Origin of the sequence: Plastoroseomonas hellenica (assembly GCF_018129085.1) — a bacterium.
Taxonomy (GTDB): Bacteria; Pseudomonadota; Alphaproteobacteria; order Acetobacterales; family Acetobacteraceae; genus Plastoroseomonas; species Plastoroseomonas hellenica.
Genome location: NZ_JAAGBB010000008.1, coordinates 161634 through 180795, shown reverse-complemented (window position 1 = coordinate 180795; position 19162 = coordinate 161634). Strand labels below are relative to the sequence as shown.

Annotated in this window: 15 protein-coding genes and 1 pseudogene; 7 read left to right on the top strand and 9 right to left on the bottom strand. The window is 65.6% G+C overall.

The window, feature by feature from the left end:
* Positions 1-491 precede the first annotated feature (491 nt).
* From GXW71_RS09015 to GXW71_RS08985, 7 genes are all read left to right on the top strand, one after another.
* Positions 492-2111, top strand: coding sequence for a thiamine pyrophosphate-dependent enzyme (locus GXW71_RS09015; protein WP_211852153.1), 1620 nt, complete (start codon positions 492-494; stop codon positions 2109-2111).
* A gap of 318 nt (positions 2112-2429) precedes the next feature.
* Positions 2430-3059 (top strand): hypothetical protein, encoded by a 630-nt coding sequence (locus GXW71_RS09010; RefSeq protein WP_211852152.1) that lies wholly within the window; start codon positions 2430-2432, stop codon positions 3057-3059.
* Positions 3060-3353: 294 nt separating this feature from the next.
* Entirely contained in the window at positions 3354-3794 is a 441-nt protein-coding gene (locus tag GXW71_RS09005) for a MucR family transcriptional regulator (RefSeq protein WP_211852151.1), read from the top strand.
* A gap of 8 nt (positions 3795-3802) precedes the next feature.
* Complete coding sequence (locus GXW71_RS09000) at positions 3803-4060, top strand: hypothetical protein (protein ID WP_211852150.1); 258 nt, start codon at positions 3803-3805, stop codon at positions 4058-4060.
* 169 nt (positions 4061-4229) lie between these two features.
* Complete coding sequence (locus GXW71_RS35140) at positions 4230-4568, top strand: RyR domain-containing protein (protein WP_211852149.1); 339 nt, start codon at positions 4230-4232, stop codon at positions 4566-4568.
* A gap of 1031 nt (positions 4569-5599) precedes the next feature.
* On the top strand, positions 5600-6523 hold the full coding sequence (locus tag GXW71_RS08990) for a hypothetical protein (protein ID WP_211852148.1): 924 nt from the start codon (positions 5600-5602) through the stop codon (positions 6521-6523).
* Positions 6524-6889: 366 nt separating this feature from the next.
* Positions 6890-8290, top strand: a complete 1401-nt coding sequence (locus GXW71_RS08985) for a glycoside hydrolase 5 family protein (RefSeq protein ID WP_211852147.1) — start codon at positions 6890-6892, stop codon at positions 8288-8290.
* Positions 8291-8582: 292 nt separating this feature from the next.
* Here GXW71_RS08985 and GXW71_RS08980 read toward each other — a convergent pair whose 3' ends face one another.
* From GXW71_RS08980 to GXW71_RS08945, 9 genes and pseudogenes are all read right to left on the bottom strand, one after another.
* Entirely contained in the window at positions 8583-9338 is a 756-nt protein-coding gene (locus GXW71_RS08980; RefSeq protein WP_211852146.1) for a lysophospholipid acyltransferase family protein, read from the bottom strand.
* A gap of 162 nt (positions 9339-9500) precedes the next feature.
* Positions 9501-10826 (bottom strand): alpha,alpha-trehalose-phosphate synthase (UDP-forming), encoded by a 1326-nt coding sequence (locus GXW71_RS08975; RefSeq protein WP_211852145.1) that lies wholly within the window; start codon positions 10824-10826, stop codon positions 9501-9503.
* Between the two features lie 412 nt (positions 10827-11238).
* Entirely contained in the window at positions 11239-11874 is a 636-nt protein-coding gene (locus tag GXW71_RS08970; protein WP_211852144.1) for a class I SAM-dependent methyltransferase, read from the bottom strand.
* Between the two features lie 553 nt (positions 11875-12427).
* Positions 12428-12802 (bottom strand): hypothetical protein, encoded by a 375-nt coding sequence (locus tag GXW71_RS34740; RefSeq protein ID WP_246526410.1) that lies wholly within the window; start codon positions 12800-12802, stop codon positions 12428-12430.
* A 217-nt stretch (positions 12803-13019) separates the two neighbouring features.
* A pseudogene (locus GXW71_RS34735) lies at positions 13020-13781 on the bottom strand (NAD(P)/FAD-dependent oxidoreductase); the annotation flags it as partial.
* Between the two features lie 253 nt (positions 13782-14034).
* Positions 14035-15651 (bottom strand): cytochrome c oxidase subunit I, encoded by a 1617-nt coding sequence (gene ctaD / locus GXW71_RS08960; protein ID WP_408901991.1) that lies wholly within the window; start codon positions 15649-15651, stop codon positions 14035-14037.
* A gap of 808 nt (positions 15652-16459) precedes the next feature.
* Entirely contained in the window at positions 16460-16837 is a 378-nt protein-coding gene (locus tag GXW71_RS08955) for a response regulator (RefSeq protein WP_211852142.1), read from the bottom strand.
* A 380-nt stretch (positions 16838-17217) separates the two neighbouring features.
* A complete protein-coding gene (locus GXW71_RS08950; protein ID WP_211852141.1) occupies positions 17218-17619 on the bottom strand; it encodes a DUF4142 domain-containing protein in 402 nt (133 codons plus the stop codon).
* Between the two features lie 431 nt (positions 17620-18050).
* Positions 18051-18350, bottom strand: a complete 300-nt coding sequence (locus tag GXW71_RS08945) for a hypothetical protein (RefSeq protein ID WP_211852140.1) — start codon at positions 18348-18350, stop codon at positions 18051-18053.
* Positions 18351-19162: the final 812 nt, after the last annotated feature.

The following is a 19162-nucleotide window of genomic DNA, read 5'->3' as shown; positions in this document are numbered from 1 at the left end:
GCTGATTCCCGTCTCGGGATCCACTTCGACCAGCAACTCGGCAGCGGTCAGCGCGAAGGCGACGAAGCGATTCCGCTCGAGGACCGCCTCGCCGTGCGGCGGGAAATTTGGCATGGCTGACCATCGCGCGACCGGGGTTGCCTCGGGGTTAAGGTCACCGGCCGGCGCCTGGTCGGGCGGAAGCGCCAGAGCCCAGCGAGAAGGCTCGGCGGTGGTCTGACATGTCAACCTCGGAGGCTTCACCCTTGACCGGGCCATAGTCCCATCTAGTGCGGGAGCCAGCGCCCCCCCTGAAATCATCGACCTCCTTCCCGGGGAACGCTTACAGGCCGTGAGCGAGCGTCTGCGACCCACAGAGCACCGCCTTGCTACACGGCGGCCGATCCGCTGGCTCGCGCCGGCTCCGGCACTTGGCTGGGCGGCCGTTCGATGGTCCCATGCGACGGCAACGCGTGTCCCGAGCACGTCGAACATCAGGGGAAACAACCACCATGCCGCGCATGACCGGTGGCGACGCGATCGTCGACAGCCTCCTTCGCCATGGGATCGACACCGTATTCGGGCTACCGGGCGTGCAGATGTATGGCCTGTTCGACGCTTTCGCCCGCAACGCCAACCGCATCCGAGTGATCAACGCACGCCATGAACAGACAACGGCCTACATGGCGCTCGGCTATGCCTGCGCGACCGGCAGGCCGGCCGTCTATGCTGTCGTCCCTGGCCCCGGCGTGCTGAACACCACCGCTGCTCTTTCAACCGCCTGGAGCGTCAACGCACCCGTCCTCTGCCTAACCGGTCAGGTGCCTTCCGCGCAGATCGGCCGCCTCCGCGGGCAGCTGCATGAGCTGCCTGACCAGCTCGCGACCCTGCGCAGCCTGGTGCCGCACGCGGATCGCATCGAGGATCCGACCGAAGCACCCCGCAAATTGGCGCGTGCTTTTCAGGAGATGACCTCTGGCCGAATGGGCCCGGCGGCGCTGGAAATTCCCCTCGATCAGTTGCCAGCGACGGCCGATGTAACCCCGTGCGACCCACTGGCGCAGCATCCCCATCCAACGCCCGACCCGGATAAAATCACTCGCCTGGCCGAGATGATGGACGCGGCAAAGAAGCCGATGATCTGGATCGGCGGCGGCGCGGTCGACGCCGGCTCCTCCATCCGGGCACTGGCGGAAAAAACCGGCGCACCGGTCGTACGGTTCCGCAGCGCACGTGGCGTCCTCGACGACCGGCATCCTCTGAGCCTGACCGTCCCCGCGGGCTTCAAGCTGTGGCCCGAAACCGATCTGCTCGTCGCCTTCGGAACAAGACTGGATGTGCCCACCGCGCGATGGGGCAAGATGCCGGCGGGGATCCGGATTGCGCGCATCGACATCGATCCTGCCGAGATGCGGCGCCTCGCCGTCGATCTGGGGATCGTCGCGAACGCAGCAGACGCGGCACGCGCTCTGACCGAGGCGGTGAGAAGTCATAGCGACCCGGCCCGCACGGCTGAGATTGCTCAGGCCAAAGCTGAGGTGCACGAGGAGATTCAGTCGGTCCAGCCACAGATGTCATTCCTCGACGCAATCCGCGATGCGCTACCGGAGGACGGCATCCTCTGCGATGATATGACCCAGGTCGGATACGTTTCCTGGTTCGGGATGCCGTTCTACGGCCCGCGCACGGCTGTTAACTCGGGCTTCTCCGGCAACCTCGGCGCCGGCTTTCCCACCGCGCTCGGAATCAAAGTCGCGCATCCCGATCGCGCGGTGGTGGCGGTCACGGGCGATGGCGGCTTTCTCTTCGGAGGATCCGATCTCGCGACCGCGGTGCGGTTCGGAATCAACCTGGTGACCGTCGTGTTCAACAACGGTTCCTATGGCAACGTCCTGCGGGATCAGCGCAGGCTTTTTGACGGACGCCATTCCGGCGCGGAGCTGAGCAACCCTGACTTCCAGAGCTACGCCAAAGCCTTCGGCGTGCGGTCCTGGAGGGTTCAGGATGCCATCGAACTCCGCGGTGCTCTTCGAGAGGCGCTGGCCGCGAACGCGCCCTGCCTGATCGAGGTCATGACCGATATCACGAAGGAAGTATCGCCGTTCCATTTCATCTCCCCGACGAGAGGGTGAAAGCGAGTCCGTTCGGAGATGGTCTGAGCGCGTTCGAAAGCTCGCGCATCATGCGCCGACGGTCATGCAAGCGCTCGGTTGGTTCTCACCTCGGATCGTCCGTGGCTAGAGTGGTGTGCGGTCTGACGTCTGTCTTCTCTGTGCGTCGTCATCCAAGACAACCGAGCCCTTCTTGAGCGTGTCTTGGTTGCGCTCTCAACAGACGAATGATGCGAAGACGGCGAGCGCGGAATTGGCTGGAATTCCGCGCGAACCTCTTCCGAAGCCGCAATCAAAGGTTTAGCGTCACTATAGCCATATTCAACAAGGGTTGTTCCGATGTCCTATTCGAAAAAGAGCAGCAAATCTAGCAAGAAGTCGGCCACTCCCAACCAGACTCCAGTACCAACGATACCGAAGTCGACCAAGCCGCCCGAATTGTTCGTGTGTGGTAAATGTAAGCAAAAGGCATCTACAAAAAGTGGACAGTATTGTTCAAAGTGTAAGCCGCAGCATCATTTACTTCAGACGGGAGCACAGCCTGCTCGGGCCGTGGCGCAATGGCTACCCGACCCCGTTTCTCAGGACGCTCGCGCCACGTTGCAGTATGCCAAAAATCCTTATCTTAAAGATCACGCCCTATACGCGAGTCATATCTTTAAGCACTTTAAAATCTACGGAAACTCGAACACTTCATCAGGCTTCGGAGACCAAGACACGCTCTGGGAAGAAGGTACTGTCAGCGTAGACTTTCAAGGCATCCGAGAAGGCTCCAGCGATACGATCTGGTTGGATTACCAAGGACAAGCCGGCAAGGGGAGTGCTCGCGTGAGCCACTGGCAGGTGATGATCGTTTGCGGAAGCGGGGTTCCGAGTCAGGCTCTTATCGAAGCCGCCATTGACGCGAGTCATGGGGAGGCAGCCCGATCTCTGCTCCTGACGAATAACACTCAAGGTCGACCTAAGTAGGCTGCCATCCACGAAAGCCGGCGGCATGGACGCGTTCCTACTAACCTTCTACTTTGCTCCATGATGTCTGATCTGCCTGCGCTTGGCTCTGCCTCGTCAGCACGGCATGTGCTTCAGTGCGACAGGTGCAGGAAGCGCCTGCCAAGCCCTGTTTAGCGGCCAAGTCTTCGTCTTTCGCGACCGTCGCGGTGACTTGGTTAAAGTGCTCTGGCGGGACACGGCCCAGATCAATGCGCGATGGCCGCGCATTTTGAATACAATGTTGGGACTCGATCGAACCTATTGGGGATAAGCATGCTGGACGAAATTATCGCGCCTGACCTCCTCGCCCTCACCGCCGAGATCGTGGCGGCCCACGTTGCGAACAACTCCATCACGCAAACCGACCTTCCGGCCCTCATCCAGAACGTGCATCGCACGCTAGCCGGCCTCGGCGAGCGTCCGGCGCCGCCGCCGGAGGAGAAGCGACAGCCTGCCGTGTCGATCAAACGCTCGATCACGCCCGACTACCTGATCTGCCTAGAGGACGGCCGGAAGCTGAAGTCGATGAAGCGCCACCTGATGACGTCCTTCGGCCTGACGCCGGAGCAGTACCGGGAGCGCTGGGGGCTGCCGAAGGACTACCCAATGGTGGCGCCGGCCTATTCGGCCAAGCGGTCCGCGATGGCCAAGCAGATCGGGCTTGGCAGCAAGCCGAAGGCGAAGTCGCGCAGCGGCCGCAAGGGAGCGAAGTAGCGGCGGGCATGAGCACCGCTTTCGACGTCGCCTTGCACGATGTGCTCGCGCTCCTTGCGCACAGCCAGGCGATGCTGATCGCCAACCTGTCGTTGGCGCTGAGCCAAGCCGCAGGCATCCCGCCGGAGACGCTCGCGAGCCTGATGGAGCATATGGGCATGCAGCACCGCGACGAGCGGATATCTGTTCTGGCGGATGGGATGCGCCGAGTGGTGCTGGAGACGCTGCGCGCGACGTCGGCACGCGGCGGCGCGCAGCCACAATGAGCCCCGGCATTTGGGGCTGACCGAGGCACTGAGGCGGCACGATTTGGCTCAACCGAACTAGGCCCGGCGGCGTTTGTGGGAACGCTCTGGCTAGCTGGGTGCGACCGCGGTCGAGGCCGTGCCGGCTCGCTGCGGGCAGCATGTTCCACAGTTGCCGAGGAGGCCTCCTGTGTCCGAAGCAATCGCTCGCGTGTGCCATGAGGTGATCCGAGCGTATTGCGCCAGCCTTGGCGACCTCTCCCAGCCGACCTGGGAAGACGCGCCGGACTGGCAGCGGCAGAGCGCCATAAGGGGTGTCCTGTTCGCGCAGGCCAATCCGGGCGCTGGCCCGGCCGCTATCCACGACGGCTGGATGGAAGAGAAGCGTTGCGCCGGGTGGAAGCATGGACCGCAGCTTGCTCCCGAGCAGAAGGAGCATCCCTGCCTCGTGCCCTACGATGACCTACCGCCGGAGGAGAGAACCAAGGACTATCTCTTCCTGGCGGTGGTTCGCGCCCTGTCGGCGTGACCGCCGCGTTCCGAGCTGCTGGCTGCCGGAGGATTAGGTCAGGGTTACGACGGTGCACCCGCCGGACGCTCCGACTATCACTCGGGAGCAGCATCCACCTACGCCGCCGCCCTCGGAGCGGCTATTCGTCCTCAGCCTCGCCCCGCTGCCGCCGTGGGAGGTCGTGGAGCGGCGAAGTGGGGCCGTTCCTGTTATCGACCAGGCGCTGGGCCGCGGCATCCCATTCCGCCCGATGGTGCCGAAGCACTGCGCGCCACAGCCAGTCAGCCGCCCGCTGCACCTCCGGGTCGCAGCTGATCAGGGCTCAATAGAGAAGCACCTGAACCCGGATTTCGCCAGCGCCGGAGGAAAGCTCTGTGCCCTTCCGCTTATAGCCCTCGAACTGGATCTCGTGCCGCCAGCGCGAGCCGATCGGAGGTGCAGGGACGAGGGTGGCGAGGGCCGGTTCGATGAACCCGGGGGAGCACGACGGAACCCGATGGTAGGCGCCGTCGAGGCCGCCGCCGGCGCTAGGCGGCGAGCCATGCGCTTGTAGGATTGGCGGCTGCTTGCCCCATGACGCGCCTCTCTGGAGGGCGGATTCAACGCGGGGGCGGCGGCCGGGCTTGTCGGCTTCAGCAATACTGTATTGGCTCCACTGAAAGCAGTAAAAAATATCCCCCGAAGGGTGGCAAGGCACTGCGACTGATCCGGTCGGCCAGCAAGTGCAGCCGTGCGTCCCTGCGCGACAATCCACAGGCTGATAGACGAGAGCGTCGCGAGTGTATTGCTCAAAAGACGCCGGACCTTGCTGCGGGGAAGGCCGCAACAGCACCGCGTCCGGTCTCAGCCTAGCCGCTACAGAAGAAGCTCGGACGGGCACCGCTGAGGCGAGCCGTGCGTCTGACAAGGCTCGCGGCCGTCAGCGGTCGAGGCCAGCGGCCGCTCTCGAACGCACATTCGCGTTGCCCGAGCAAACGCCTGGGGGTTCCGGCGTTCAGAAGATGCGGGCTGTAGCGCTGACCGTCATCGCCGCCCTGATGGAGAACGAGATGTCGACAGTCGTGCAAGGCAGGACCGGAGCGGTGGCGGTAGAGGGTGGCCCGAAGCTTCGCGACCGCATATCACTCCAAGCCATCATCGCCGGCGCTGCCGTAGCCGCCGCCGTCGGGCTCATGTTGAATCTTCTTGGCGTCGCTGTTGGCGCGACCACGATCGACCCGCAAACCCCTGGCGCGACGCCCGGCGCGGGCACGATGACACTGGCCGCCGGTGCTTGGCTTCTGGTGTCCACGCTGATCGGCCTCAGCCTCGGCGGATACGTCGCAGCGCGGCTATCCGGAAACGTCGACAAGGCCGACAGCGCGTTGCATGGCTTGTCGGTGTGGGCGCTGGCGTTCCTCGTCGGAACTGCGGTCGCGGGCAGCAACGCCACTGGAGCCGTGCGCACGGCCGCCAGCAGCGCGGGGAGCGCGCTCAGCGGTGCGGCGCAAGGCCTTGGCTCGGTTGCTGGTGCGGCTGGGCAAGCGCTCGACCCGCGGGCCGCCATGGAGCGCGCCCGGAGCGTTCTTACGCGGCGCGATGACCCACGGCAGATGACGAGCGAACAGCGGATGGCGGAGATCGGACACATCGCCGCGCAGCGCGTCGCGGCAGGTTCCTATGAGGCGGGAGCGCGGGACCGTCTTCAGGCGCTCATCGCCGCGGAGACGGGCATCTCCCCCGCGGAGGCGGGCCAGCGCATTGACCAGGCTGAAGCGCAGGCTCGCCAGGCCGCTCAGGCGCTCGAGCAGCGGGCACGAGCGGCGGCGGACGGTGCGGCCACGGGCGTCGCCATGGGATCCTTCTGGGCCTTCGCCACCATGTTGCTCGGGGCAGTAGCGGCGGCGCTGGGGTCGATGGCGGGCGCACGCCGGGCTGCATCGCTCCGCGGCGACGCCGGGTGGGGAACGCGTGATGGATATCGGATCCGCTAGGGCTCGATTATCGATCCTCGTGAGAGCCGCTTGCTTCGCTCACCTTCCCGCCTACTCCCACCGGCCTTCCGCCGTCATCGAACGCCGCAAGCGCGCAGTTGCATGGCACTTGCCGGCGCACCTGAGGCAGCGCGGAGGGCAGCGGCCGCGCGGATCGCTGCCCTCACGGCCGAGCCATCGCGGTGAAGGCGGCCGCTCGCCATCCTGCTGAGCGGTGGCACGGAGGCAGGGCTGAGTGAACCCGGACTGCTGAGCCGTAGACGCAGCGGCACGCACCTACGCGGTACCGGGTGGGTACGGAGTTTCGCAGCAATCTCGGGCAGATCTCGTTGGCGAGATCGCCCCGGTGATTTCAGAAGGATGCCGATGCTCCCGTGGATCACGCGTGCGCCGGGCGCGCCCTACTTCGTAACCGGTACCGGCGAGGCCTGGACGCCGATCGGCCAGAATGACGCGATAACCTGGCCGGAACTCGCAGGGCTCTTCCACCGCCGCGACTTACCGGCCGTAGAACAGCACCTCCGACACCTGCGGGACCATGGCGTGACCTGTCTGCGGCTGATGCTGGAATATGCACAAGGCCGGCACAGATATCTGGAGCGGCCGGTCGGCCGATTTGTGCCAGCGATGGTGCAACTCTGGGACGATCTTTTCGCGCTGTGCGGCAGAGTGGGGATGCGCGTGCTGCTGACGCCGTATGATACGTTCTTCACCTGGACGAGGTGGCGGCACCATCCCTACAACGCCGCCAATGGGGGCCCCTGTGATGCCCGCGAGCAGCTGCTGATCTGCCCGGCCACTCGAAAGGCGGTGAAGGCGCGCCTGGCCTTCGCGACCGACCGCTGGGGTGGCAGTGGAGTGATCTTCGCCTGGGATCTCTGGAACGAGATGCATCCTGCCCAGGCCGACAACAAGGCGGACGCCTTTGCGGAGTTTATCGACGACGTCAGTCCTTTCCTGCGCGAGATCGAGATGCGCCTGCATGGAAAGGCGCATCTGCAATGCGTCTCGATATTCGGGCCGGAGCTGATCTGGAAGCCCTGGACCGTCGATCCTGTATTTCGCCATCAGTGCCTGGATTTCGCCAACAGCCACTTCTACGAGGAAGGCACGATCGACGATCCGCGCGACACGGTGACACCGGCGATCGCCGTCGGGCGGCTGACGCAGGAGGCGTTACGCGAGATCACCGATCAGCGTCCCTTCTTCGACTCTGAGCACGGGCCGATTCACCACTTCAAGGATCGCCACCGCACATTGCCCGAAGCTTTCGATGACGAGTATTTTCGTCATATGCAGTGGGCGCACCTTGCCTCAGGCGGTGCTGGCGGAGGCATGCGCTGGCCGAACCGCACTCCGCATGTGCTGACCGGGGGGATGCGGCGTGCCCAGCGAGCGCTCGCGGACTTCCTCCCTCTGATCGATTGGCCGCGCTTCGATCGCCGCAATCTGAATGATCAATTGAAGGTCGATAATCCCCGGCTGAAGGCTTTTGGCTGTGGCGATGCCGCGCAGGCGTTGGTCTGGCTGTTGCGGCAGGACCTTGCGCCCGCGGTGGGCGGCCTGCGTCAGGTGGTAGGTGAAGGTGAGATCGTGGCCGCCGTGCAGGTGCCCGGGCTCACGTCAGGCCCCTATCAGGCGACCTACTGGAATACGCGAGAAGGACAGATGACTGGTCGTCAGGAGGTGACGGCCGCATCGGCAGGTTTGACCCTACCCGTCACCCTTTCAGGTGGCGACATTGCTGTCGCCGTCCGCAGAGCCTAAGTCAGGTCACCTTCGAACCCTCACCCCGCGCCAGCATCCTGCCGACGTGCCGCGCTGGCCTGCAATGGAGAGCGCGCGCCCGCCGGGCCGCTTTGCATTTGCTCGACGCCTGTGAGGCGCCGCCTCGATAGAGGTGTCGCAGTGGCCGGCATTGGAAGTTGATGGCGCTGAATGGCCCTGGCGACCGAGGCCGCGCACCAGCCGAAGTCGACCGTGCGATGCCGCAGACGGCCCTGCTGTCCGGATGGGTCCGCGGGGACGACCGCACCGTCATGACCGGCTGCCGCCGTCATCATTGCCCGCGAAAGAGCCCTCCGCGCTCATGGCCAGAACCTGAGGCGGGTGAGTCGTAGAGCCGCGCCGTTTCCGCCTCGATCACCGCCTGCAGGCGCTCCATGAGCGCAGCGCGCGGCAGGTTGGCAGGTAGCGGCGGCAGGATGGAAACCGTGATAGTGCCTGGTTGCTTGTGAAAAGCACGCCGCCTCCAGAAACGGCCGCTGTCGGTCGCCACCGGCACGAGCGGCACCCGGCGCGCTTCCGCTATCGCCGCCACGCCAGGATGATACCGTGCGCGTTGCCCGGGCTCAGTACGGGTGCCTTCAGGGAAGATGACAATCTTGCGCTGCGCTGCAAGCACCGCCTGGCTCGCCCGGACTAGGCCGCGCAGCGCTGCGACGCCGCCTTTCCTCTCGACCGCAATATGCCCGCAACGTTGCACCAGAGTTCCCCAGAGCGGCGGTCTTATAAGCTCCTGTTTGAGCACATAGGCAGGGCAGTCCACCACGAGCAGCCAGATGATCGCATCGAAGGTCGACTGGTGCTTGGAAGCGATGACAGCGGCGCCGTACGGCAGATGCTCACGACCTTCGATCCGGACCCCGATACCGCAGGTGGTCCGCAGCAGCCAAAGGACCCCGCGCGCCCAACCGCGCGCGTACGCCTGTATCCGCACCGGTGGCCCGAGCAGCAAAACCTGTCCGACGATACAGGCGAGAGCGGTAAACGGGAGGAACAGCAGATTGAAGAGCATCGAACGAAGGAAAGTCATTGGCCAGTCCCTTGGCCGGGTAGATTCCCGCGCCCTACCTGAACGCGCGAAATGGCGGAAGGTGAGCGGATTGCGTCCGGGCGACCCTGGCAGTTGCAGCGACCAGGACCAGCGATCGGCCCACCATGCTGAGCGGCGGCGGCCGGGACCATTGTGCGCGGTCTAGCTGCGGGAGAGTCGCTCCAGGAAGGCCTGCGCCCAGTTGCCGCCCGGTGGGTTCGACAACGCCTGCCAGTCGCCCTGCCAGCGCTCGCGCCGCTCCGCGAGCGGCATCGTCAGCGCCTGGTGCAGGGCTTCCGTGATGTCCTCGGGATCGTGCGGGTTGACCAGCAGCGCACCCGAGAGCTCCGCCGCCGCGCCGGCGAAGCGGGACAGCACGAGGACGCCGGGATCCTCGGGATCCTGGGACGCGACGAATTCCTTCGCGACCAGGTTCATGCCGTCGTGCAACGGCGTGACCAGCCCGACCCGCGCATGGCGCAGGAAGCCGGCGACCAAGCTGCGCGCCAGCGGTCGGGTCAGCCAGCGCAGCGGCATCCAGTCGAATTCCGCATGCTCGCCATTGATGCGGCCGGCAAGTTCGTCGAGTTCCCGGCGCAGCGCGCGATACTGCGCCACCTGCCCGCGCGAGACCGGGGCGGCCTGCAGGAAGGTGACGCGCTTGCGATGTTCCGGGAAGCGCCGCAGCAGCGCCCCATAGCCGCGCAGCCGGTGCGGCAGGCCCTTGCTGTAATCGAGGCGATCGACGCCGAGGATCAGCGACCGGCCTCCCAGGCTGGCGATCAGCCGCGTCGTCTCGCGCTTGGTCAGGGCGGCGGCAGCGGCGCGGGAGAACCCCGCGGTATCGATTCCAACCGGATAGGCCCCGACCGGCGTCTCGATCCCGAATTCCGCGAGCGCCGCCGACAGGTGCATGGCGTCGCCTTGCGTCTGCATGCCAATCAGGTCCGCGGCGCCCAGGTCCCGCAGCAGCGCCTCGGACCGCGGCAGCGCCGCGAACAACGCCGGCGGCGGGAAGGGAACATGCAGGAAGAAACCCAGGCGCTGCTGCGCGCCAAGGTCGCGCAGGCAGCGCAGCAGCGGGATCAGGTGGAAGTCGTGCACCCAGATGATGTCGTCCGGCCGCAGCAGCGGCAGCAGGCGGCGCGCGAAGCGCTTATTGACCGCGCGCCACGCCTCCTCCTCCTCGCGCCGGAACTCGAGCAGGCCGACGCGGTAGTGCAGCATCGGCCAGAGCGTGCCGTTGCTGTAGCCCGTGTAGTAAAGCCGCTCCTCATCAGGCGTCAGGTCCAGGGTCACGTAGCGATGGCGCCCGACGGTGACGCTGTGCGGCGCCCCCGGCGGATCGGCGATATCTCCCGACCAGCCGAACCACATCGCCTCCCGTCGACGCAGCGCGTCCTTCAGCGCCACGGTGAGGCCGCCCGCCTGCGCGCCGCGCGTATGGGGCGGCGGCACGCGATTCGATACGATTACCAGGCGCGCCAAGAACCTTGCCTCCGGGGCCGAGTGACCCGCACCACTGCCGGCTCCGACCCGCCGCGAATACAACGCGCAGCGCTCTAATTCGTTCACTACATATCGCTGTACTGCGGATCCGTCTGCTGAGCGCCTGGCATATCTGCAAGGGTTGCAGATGCGCCAAAAATACTAGACGCCCTTGAGCCCGCGTGCGCATTTTGAATACTGGCCCGCACCAGCCGCTCATTCGGTTTGCGAAGCACGGCTGCCGGCGCGACGTTGCAGCGCCGCGTCAGAATGGCGTACCCGCTCGTGCGACACGAGCATGACGCCGACTCTCCCCGGCGACAGACTTGGTCAACGCGAAGCGACGCCGTACCCAACCCACGGAGCGGCATGACCGGCTCGGCTCGGTCCGAGGCGGTCTTCGCTGATACCGTCACGCAACTCGCGGCGTGTACCGCCACACGCTGGCGGGCGGGAAGTTGAGCGGCGTCCATTCCTCGCGCTTCGCGGCCAGGTCGTGCTTCTTCCAGGGCAGGGGTGAGGTGGCGCAGTAGGAGTAGTGGAGGAAGCCGCGGCCGGGGGCGACGGCCTGCATGGCATCGATGAAGCGGCGCTGTTCGGTGACCGGCAGCAGAACCAGGGGGATGCCGCAGATCACGGTGCCGATCCGGTCCTGCAGGCGCTGGGGCAGCAGCCGCGGCAGTTCGCGGGCATCCCCTTCGATGACGGTGACGCCAGGCATGGTCTCGCGCAGCATCTCAGCCATGTCGGGCTCGATCTCGACCACCACCAGCCGCTCGGGTGCCAGGCCGGCGGCGAGGAGCGCGCGGGCGATGACGCCGGTGCCGGAGCCGAGTTCCAGCACCATCTCGCCATCCTTCGGCCAGGCCTGGCGGACGAGGCGTTTGCAGAGTGCCGGAGAGGAGGGGATCACCGATCCCATGCGGAGCGGGTTGGCCATCCAGCGCCGGAAGAAGAGGGCCACGCCGCGACTGCCCTTCGGCCTGGCTTCTGCCTCCCCGCGCTTGGCATCGACGGTGAGGGAGGAGGAAGCATCGGGTGGCGTCATGTTGCGCGGACCTGACTCTTGCGTGGCGGTGGCGTGGAACGCGGAGAACCGCGCAGCCGGAGCGGCTAGGCGAAGAACGAGGTTTTGTGGCGGAAGTTCAGAGCAGTCGGGCGAGGTCCGAGCACAGGTGACGGCGCAGCGTGAGCGCGAGAAGGTCGGTATCGAGCCCCGGGAGCAAATGGGACATCTCTGTGGGTCATCGTGACGGGCATTGCACATTGCCGTCGTTCGGGCCGGACTGTGCAACGCGAATACGCAGTTGCGGACCGCTGCCGCGCCTGCCGGGGAAGACCATCCGCACCCGCCCCTCAGGTCCATCCCGGGCATCGGGTCGGTCGAGATGGTCACGCTGCCGTCGTCGCAAGCAGGCTTGCGCACGGCCAGCGCCGACGCCACTCCTGGATGATCACCATTGGCAGTGAGACGCCTTCGTCTCACAGGCGCCTGACGTGTGGCGACTTCGCTTGAACCAAAGCTTGCGTGAGTCGAGTCAGCGTCTGCATGGCTGCGGACGCAGACATGGGCGAGCAATGGCGCCCCAGGTTGGAGCTGCTTATGCCTTCAGCTCGTGGACGGTGGGCACCCTGCCCGTTGTTGGCCGGAGCTGCGCGGGCAGCGGTTGTGCCGCCTGCTCGAGGCGTCGTGGTTCCCGGGTGATGAGCCGAGCCCCGCGCTGGGCCGTGACATAGCTCCAGGCCCATTCGAACGTGACCACCACCCGGCTTCGGAAGCCGATCAGATACCAGACGTGGGCCGCACTCCAGAAGATCCAGCCGAGCAACCCCGTCAACCGCACGCCGTCCATTGCGACCACGGCTGACCGACGCCCGATCGTGGCCAGGTCGCCGTGGTGGCGATATCGGAACGGCGCAGGTGCCTTGCGCCGGCCTGCACGTGCGGCAATCACCCGCCCGACGTAGCGCCCCATCTGCTTGGCTGCCGGCGCCACGCCCGGGACCGGCCGCCCGTCTGCGTTGACTGCGCCCGCCAAATCGCCGACGGCAAAGATCTCTGGATGTCCTGGGACGGTGAGATCCGGCTCGACCCGCAGTCGGCCAGCCCGGTCGCGCTCGGTGCCGATCCCATGCGCCAGCGGGAGACGCTACGACGCCCGCGGCCCAGACTATGGTGCTTGCGGCGATTCGATCCTCGCCACAGTGAACCACTCCCGCTTCGCATCCGGTAACCCGAGTGCCCGCCAGAACCTGCACCCCCATGCGTTCGAGCGCTCTGCGCGCAACCACCGAAAGCTGCTCCGGGAGGGTAGGCAGGAGGCGTGGTCCCGCCTCGATCAGCACGACCCGAGCAGCAGCGGGGTCGATACGGCGAAAGTCGCGGGCCAGAGAGTGCCGCGCGAGTTCCACCATGGCGCCCGCCAGTTCAACGCCGGTCGGCCCGCCACCCACCACGATGAACGTGAGCAGGCGCCGGCGCTCCATCTCGTCCGTCGCGATTTCGGCCCGCTCGAAGGCGAGCAGCAACCGCCGACGAATGTCCGTCGCGTCGTCAATCGTCTTCAAGCCGGGTGCGGCCGTCGCCCACTCTTCATGACCGAAGTAGGAGTGGGTTGCTCCTGTCGCGAGCACAAGTATGTCGTAGGGAAAAGCGGGTCCTCCGTCGGCGTGGACGACGCGTCGCTCCGCATCAACCCCGTCCACATCGGCCATGACAACCGTGACGTTGGCCTGGCGCCGGAAGATGGACCGCACAGGCCATGCAATGTCGCCCGGAGACAAGGCGGCCGTCGCCACTTGGTAAAGCAGTGGCTGGAAGACGTGGTGGTTATTCCTGTCGATGAGCGTGACGTCGGCATTCGCGCGCGCCAACGCGCGTACCGCCTCTAGCCCACCGAAACCCGCTCCTACGACGACGACGCGAAGGCGACCCGCGCTCGTAAGATCTCCCATGCCAACTCCTCGTCTTCCAGCGGCTCTACCTGGATTTACAGATGCCGCAAGCGTGGGAGGCGGCGCGCCCCGCCGTCCGCCCGAGATCGCCGGACGGCTCGCCACGCCGGCCGGTCTGCAGCGGCAATGCTGCAGCAAGCCACCAGTTCCACTGGGCGAACCGGCCAAGTTTGACACCGACGGGTGACGTACGGTCTCGGTTCATCGTCCTGAGCTTGCCTCCGGCGACTGGCCGGCACGACGCCCCAAAGCGCTATCTGACGCGCGGCAGGTCTTCGAAGGTGTGGAAAGGCGGAGGGCTGCTCACTTGCCACTCGAGTGTTGTGGCGCCTTCGCCCCAAGGATTCCCTGCGGCGCGCTGCCCAGCCCATAGCGTGCGGGCGACCACCACAAGGAATAGCAGGAAGGATGCGCCGGTCACCAAAGCGCCGGCGGAAGCCACACCATGCCAGGAGGCAAACGCCTCGGGGTAATCGGGGTAGCGGCGTGGCATCCCTTGCGCGCCTAGAAAGTGCATCGGGAAGAACGTGATGTTAACGCCCACAAAAAACAGCCAGAAATGAATTTTCCCGAGGAGCTCGGGATATTGGCGACCGCTCATTTTCCCGATCCAGTAGTAGAAGCCCGCGAAGATCGCGAAGCCGGCCGCCATGGCCATCACGTAGTGGAAGTGTGCGACGACGTAGTAGGTGTTGTGGAGGATGATATCTACTCCGGGGTTGGCGAGCTTCACACCGGTGACTCCGCCGACGGTGAAGGTGAGCAGGAACCCGAGTGCGAAAAGCATCGGCGTCTTAAGCTGAATCGCCCCGCCCCATATGGTCGCGATCCAGGAGAAGATCTTGATGCCCGTCGGCACGGCGACAACCATCGTCGCAGCGGCGAAATACGCGCGGGTGTCGACATCGATACCGGAGGTGAACATGTGGTGGGCCCAAACCACGAACCCGACCACACCGATTGCAACCATCGCATAGACCATGCCGAGATAGCCGAAGATCGGCTTGCGGCTGAAGGTCGAAAGCACGTGGCTGATGATGCCGAAGGCTGGCAGAATCACGATGTAGACCTCTGGATGACCAAAGAACCAGAAGAGGTGCTGAAACAGCACCGGATCACCCCCGCCCTCAGGCTTGAAGAACGCCGTGCCGAACATACGGTCGGTCAGAAGCATGGTGATCGCCCCGGCGAGGACAGGAAGCGCGAGTAGGAGCAGGAATGCCGTGACCAACTGCGACCATACAAACAGCGGCATCTTATGCATGGTCATCCCTGGTGCGCGCATGTTCAGGATGGTCGTGATGAAGTTCACAGCGGCTAGCAGTGAACTCGCACCCGACAGGTGCAAGGAGAAGAGCTGCAGGTCCATCGCCAGCTCGGCGTGGTAGGTGTTCGTCGAAAGCGGCGGGTAGAGCGTCCAGCCGGCACCGGCACCCGACCCGACGAAAAGGCTGCCGTACAGCATGGCGACGGCCGGGATGAGCAGCCAGAAGCTGATGTTGTTGAGGCGCGGAAAGGCCATGTCCGGCGCGCCGATCATGATCGGCACAAACCAGTTTCCGAAGCCGCCGATCAGCGCGGGCATGACCACGAAGAAAATCATCGCCAGTCCGTGTACGCTGACGAAGGTGTTCCAGGCTTGGCCGTCTGCGAAGATCTGCATTCCGGGCTCGGCGAGCTCGACGCGCATCAGCATGGAGAATGCGACCGCCACGACAGCTGAGATCATTGAGAATAGGAGATAGAGCGTTCCGATGTCCTTGTGGTTCGTCGAGAACAGCCACCTTGCGGCGAATCCAGGCGCATGGTCGTGGATGTCATGACTGTCCGGCGCCGTCGGGCGGAACTCATGCGCTTGCGCCACGCTCACCTCCTTGCCTGGTAGGGACTGAGCCGCTGCATCGCATCCTGCCACGGCCGGCAAAGTGCCGCGCTTCGCTCGCTTTCAAGCTTGGTTGTCTAGCTTCAGGGGTAGAGATCCCCCCTGAGCGCGGGTTAGCGCGCCGACGCGCCGGAGTCCTCCGTCTCGCCATGGTCGAACCGGCTGACCAGTGCCTGGCCCACCCGTGCGGGCAGTGCTCGGGAATGCAGCGCCGAAAGTGACCCTCCGGGCGATCAGCCGCTGCGCCACATGTTCAGGCAGTGACCGATTGGCGCTTCCCGCGGAGGCATCCGCTGCGCATTCCGCTCCTGCTGCGCCGATTGGCTCGCCAAGGCCGGCCGCCCTGAGAAGCGCTACGGCGCAAGCACGACGGCCAAGGTGCCGCTTCAGATGCTCGAGTTTGGAGGTGCCGCCGCTGACGGCGTATGGCACGCCCACGCCTGCGCGGAACTTTCGGCGGAGCCACGGCCCGGCCTTGCGTGCGAGGCGGTGTCCAACGTCCTGTGCGGGTCCAACCAGCCAATGCCAACTCCTGACACTGTCCCATGCGTCGGCGCAACCCTGTCGTCGCAACCTCGGCAACCGGCCACCAGTCCAGCTTCGGCCAGATCTCGTGGTCGCGGAACCTCCTGCTTACGTGACCGCGAACCTGCGAATGCCGGGGGTGATTGCCGGAAAAGCCAAGATGCCACGGTCAGCAAAGCCTCGGCCGAGCTGCTGACGTGCATCGTTCAAGCGAAGCTACCGAGAAAGGCGGTCTGCTCCGCTCGGTGATCCTCCTCCGCGGGCGATCTTCCTAGGCGCCGCGTTGGCTCCCCATCTCCGCCTCAGTTCGCTGCTGAAGATCACTGAGCGCGGCGAGCAGCGCGCTCGTCGCGAACGGCTTCGACAACTGAGGTCGAGAGGCTAGGTGCTCTGGCAGAACCGACGCGGTGTATGCCGTCGCAAACAGGAATGGGACGCCCAGCGCAAGAAGCGCGTCGGCGACCGCGTAAGATCGCTCACCCCTGAGCTGCACGTCCAGGATCGCGAAGTGCGGCTTCACCTTGTCCAACAGCTTCATCGCCGCCGCGACATTGGACGCCGGGCCCAGGACGTCGTAGCCCGCAGTTCGTAGCTGCTGCTCCACGATTTCCGCAATGATCCATTCGTCCTCGACGATGAGGACCGTCATCCGCGCCGCATCTGTCACAACCTCCTCCCTTCGGCGTTGTAGTAGGGAAACGCGCGGATAATCCGAAGGGAAGCGCAACACGGGGTGAGGAAGGGTGATCCTCCTCCCTGCGGCGGCCGCACGACGTTTCGCGCGTTGCCATGTCGGCGTTCCGATGGCGGATGCTGCTGGACCCGGAGTTCAGGTTCTTCCCAGCTCGGACGCGCGGAAGCGGCGCCGATGCCGGCGTAGGGCTGCGGCCACCAGGCCTGCGCTGTACGGAGGTCGCGCGATAGCGGCCGAGCACGTCGCCCGGGCCTCTGTCGGGGCAGAGCCTCAGGCGATAGCAGCCCTAGGCGCGCCGACGGAGGGCTTCGGCCCCGGCTCCGGCAACCGGACGGTTAGCCGCGCATCTGGGCCTGTACGCCCTGCAGCCACGCCATGTGAGAGCGGATTGCTGGAACCGCGACCGTCGAGATCGCACGCTCGCCCGGCGTCGGCGAATTCCCAGCGGCGGCGATATGCAACTGCAGCAGTTCCTGATGTCCGGCCACCTGCCCAGCCAAATACATCCGATCGAATTCGGCACCGCTGGCGGCCTGCAGCCGCCGCAGCATCTCCGCTTTCTCAGCGGGGAGCTGGACGGCACTGGGCAGCGGGACGCCCACAATCTGCAGCGCCTGCATCACCGCCCGCTGCTCCTCGCTTTCGAGCTCGGCGAACTGCTTCAGGGCTGGCGATGTCGCACGGGTTTTCGCCAGCTCGCTGCTCTGCATCGAGAAGGCGCCAGCGGAGAGGGCCATCTCTCGAGCCGAGGAGAGTGAACCTGGTGTGGCGGGGGACTGTGGGCGGGGCTGAGACGGTGCCTGCGCTCGCGACGGAGAGGGGCTCTGTGCTTCGGCGGGCCGGACAAGCGAAACAGCGGCAGCTGCGGCGCCGGCGGACAGGAATCGGCGGTTCATCATGGTGCAGTTCCTCGCCTGTAAATCGTGACATCGCTGGAACGCGCCACAGCGTCGCGCGAAGGCACGCAGCGCCGACACGCTTCTGTGCCGACCTTGAGGGTGATCGGTCACCGCCCTGGCAGGAGTTCGTCTTCCCGATCATGCATCAGCGGTCGAACGGGCCGCCGATACCCGAGCGCCGAGGCAGCTGCTACGAAGCTGCGGGATGGCCCGTGCCAGACGCTGCTCGGCGGAGCGCGCCGCACGCAGCCGCCGGCGACCGTCAGGCCTCACCCGGCGTCCGCGTTCACCTGACACCAGGCGCCAGCGCCGTCCAGCGCACCTGAGGCTCCAGGCGGGAGCGGATCGGCGGCCATCACGATGGTTCCGGTCGGCCCCCAGCGCCACCAGCCCCGGGCTACACCGTCATTGATGACCTGCATTACATCGCGTGCATCATAGAGCATGAGCGCGCGCAAGAGATCGTGGACCGCGATCCGATCGCCGTTTTCGAGATTCAGGACGGCCAGGTGTTGGCGAACCTGGATCGCTGTTCCGACATCCACGTCGATGCGGCTGGTCCGCGGCATGTGAGCTCTCCTACGCAGTAGACCCGAGCCGGAATCCGTCGGCACCGCAAGCGCCGGTCGTGCTCGAGCCTGACACGAAGCCCGACAGAAGCTTGAGCGTAGCGAGGCGGCGCGCGGTCCAGCACCCGACCACAGCGGGAGTTCCGACCCGCATCGCGCCAGGTGTCGCAGCCATCATGCCGGACCATCCAAGGCGGCCAGGTCATCCTCCAGACCGGCACAGAGACCGTCCCGCGTCGCTTGCGATCGGCGCACATAGCGCCGGCGTGACTTTTTCCCCCGCCGCGACAGCGAGACCGATGAACCGGTGCAGGGTGCTTGCAGCGGCTCGTCTCGACAGGAAGGTGCGGATGAGCGTCGGGGCATTGGACTCTCCTGGCCTTGGACCAGACGAGCAATGCCCTCCGTCTGGACATTATTGGACGCCGCGGAAGGCGATTGGCACTCCAACGAGTGGCCGGCGCCGCGCAGCGTGGTGCATTTCGTCAGTTCATGCGGAGTAGCTGGAGCGTATCCACACAACTCCCAGCACGGCCTGATACTCTCACCTGAGCAGTGACGAGAGGAGGACATTGATGCCGACACAAAGATGCCTCCAGCGCCGATATTCGGGCGTCGAGCTATGGGCCCTCAGTGCGCCCGACAAACAGGGCTTCCTCATCCGTGGTCCTGCCGATGCGGGGTCGGATGCGATTTTTGCGGAGCTTCCGGCGGCGGACGCGGAGTTTCGCAGGCGTGTCGCAGAGTCGTCGGACACGCGGTTGCCCTGGTACGGACAGGCCCAGAGCAGTCACTGAGGCTGGAGCGCCTGC

Coding starts and splice junctions, on each gene's coding strand:
- GXW71_RS09015 (WP_211852153.1), top strand. CDS start 492: ATGCCGCGCATGACCGGTGGCGACGCGATCGTCGACAGCCTCCTTCGC.
- GXW71_RS09010 (WP_211852152.1), top strand. CDS start 2,430: ATGTCCTATTCGAAAAAGAGCAGCAAATCTAGCAAGAAGTCGGCCACT.
- GXW71_RS09005 (WP_211852151.1), top strand. CDS start 3,354: ATGCTGGACGAAATTATCGCGCCTGACCTCCTCGCCCTCACCGCCGAG.
- GXW71_RS09000 (WP_211852150.1), top strand. CDS start 3,803: ATGAGCACCGCTTTCGACGTCGCCTTGCACGATGTGCTCGCGCTCCTT.
- GXW71_RS08990 (WP_211852148.1), top strand. CDS start 5,600: ATGTCGACAGTCGTGCAAGGCAGGACCGGAGCGGTGGCGGTAGAGGGT.
- GXW71_RS08985 (WP_211852147.1), top strand. CDS start 6,890: ATGCTCCCGTGGATCACGCGTGCGCCGGGCGCGCCCTACTTCGTAACC.
- GXW71_RS08980 (WP_211852146.1), bottom strand. CDS start 9,338: ATGACTTTCCTTCGTTCGATGCTCTTCAATCTGCTGTTCCTCCCGTTT.
- GXW71_RS08970 (WP_211852144.1), bottom strand. CDS start 11,874: ATGACGCCACCCGATGCTTCCTCCTCCCTCACCGTCGATGCCAAGCGC.
- GXW71_RS34740 (WP_246526410.1), bottom strand. CDS start 12,802: ATGGGGCGCTACGTCGGGCGGGTGATTGCCGCACGTGCAGGCCGGCGC.
- GXW71_RS08955 (WP_211852142.1), bottom strand. CDS start 16,837: ATGACGGTCCTCATCGTCGAGGACGAATGGATCATTGCGGAAATCGTG.
- GXW71_RS08950 (WP_211852141.1), bottom strand. CDS start 17,619: ATGGCCCTCTCCGCTGGCGCCTTCTCGATGCAGAGCAGCGAGCTGGCG.
- GXW71_RS08945 (WP_211852140.1), bottom strand. CDS start 18,350: ATGCCGCGGACCAGCCGCATCGACGTGGATGTCGGAACAGCGATCCAG.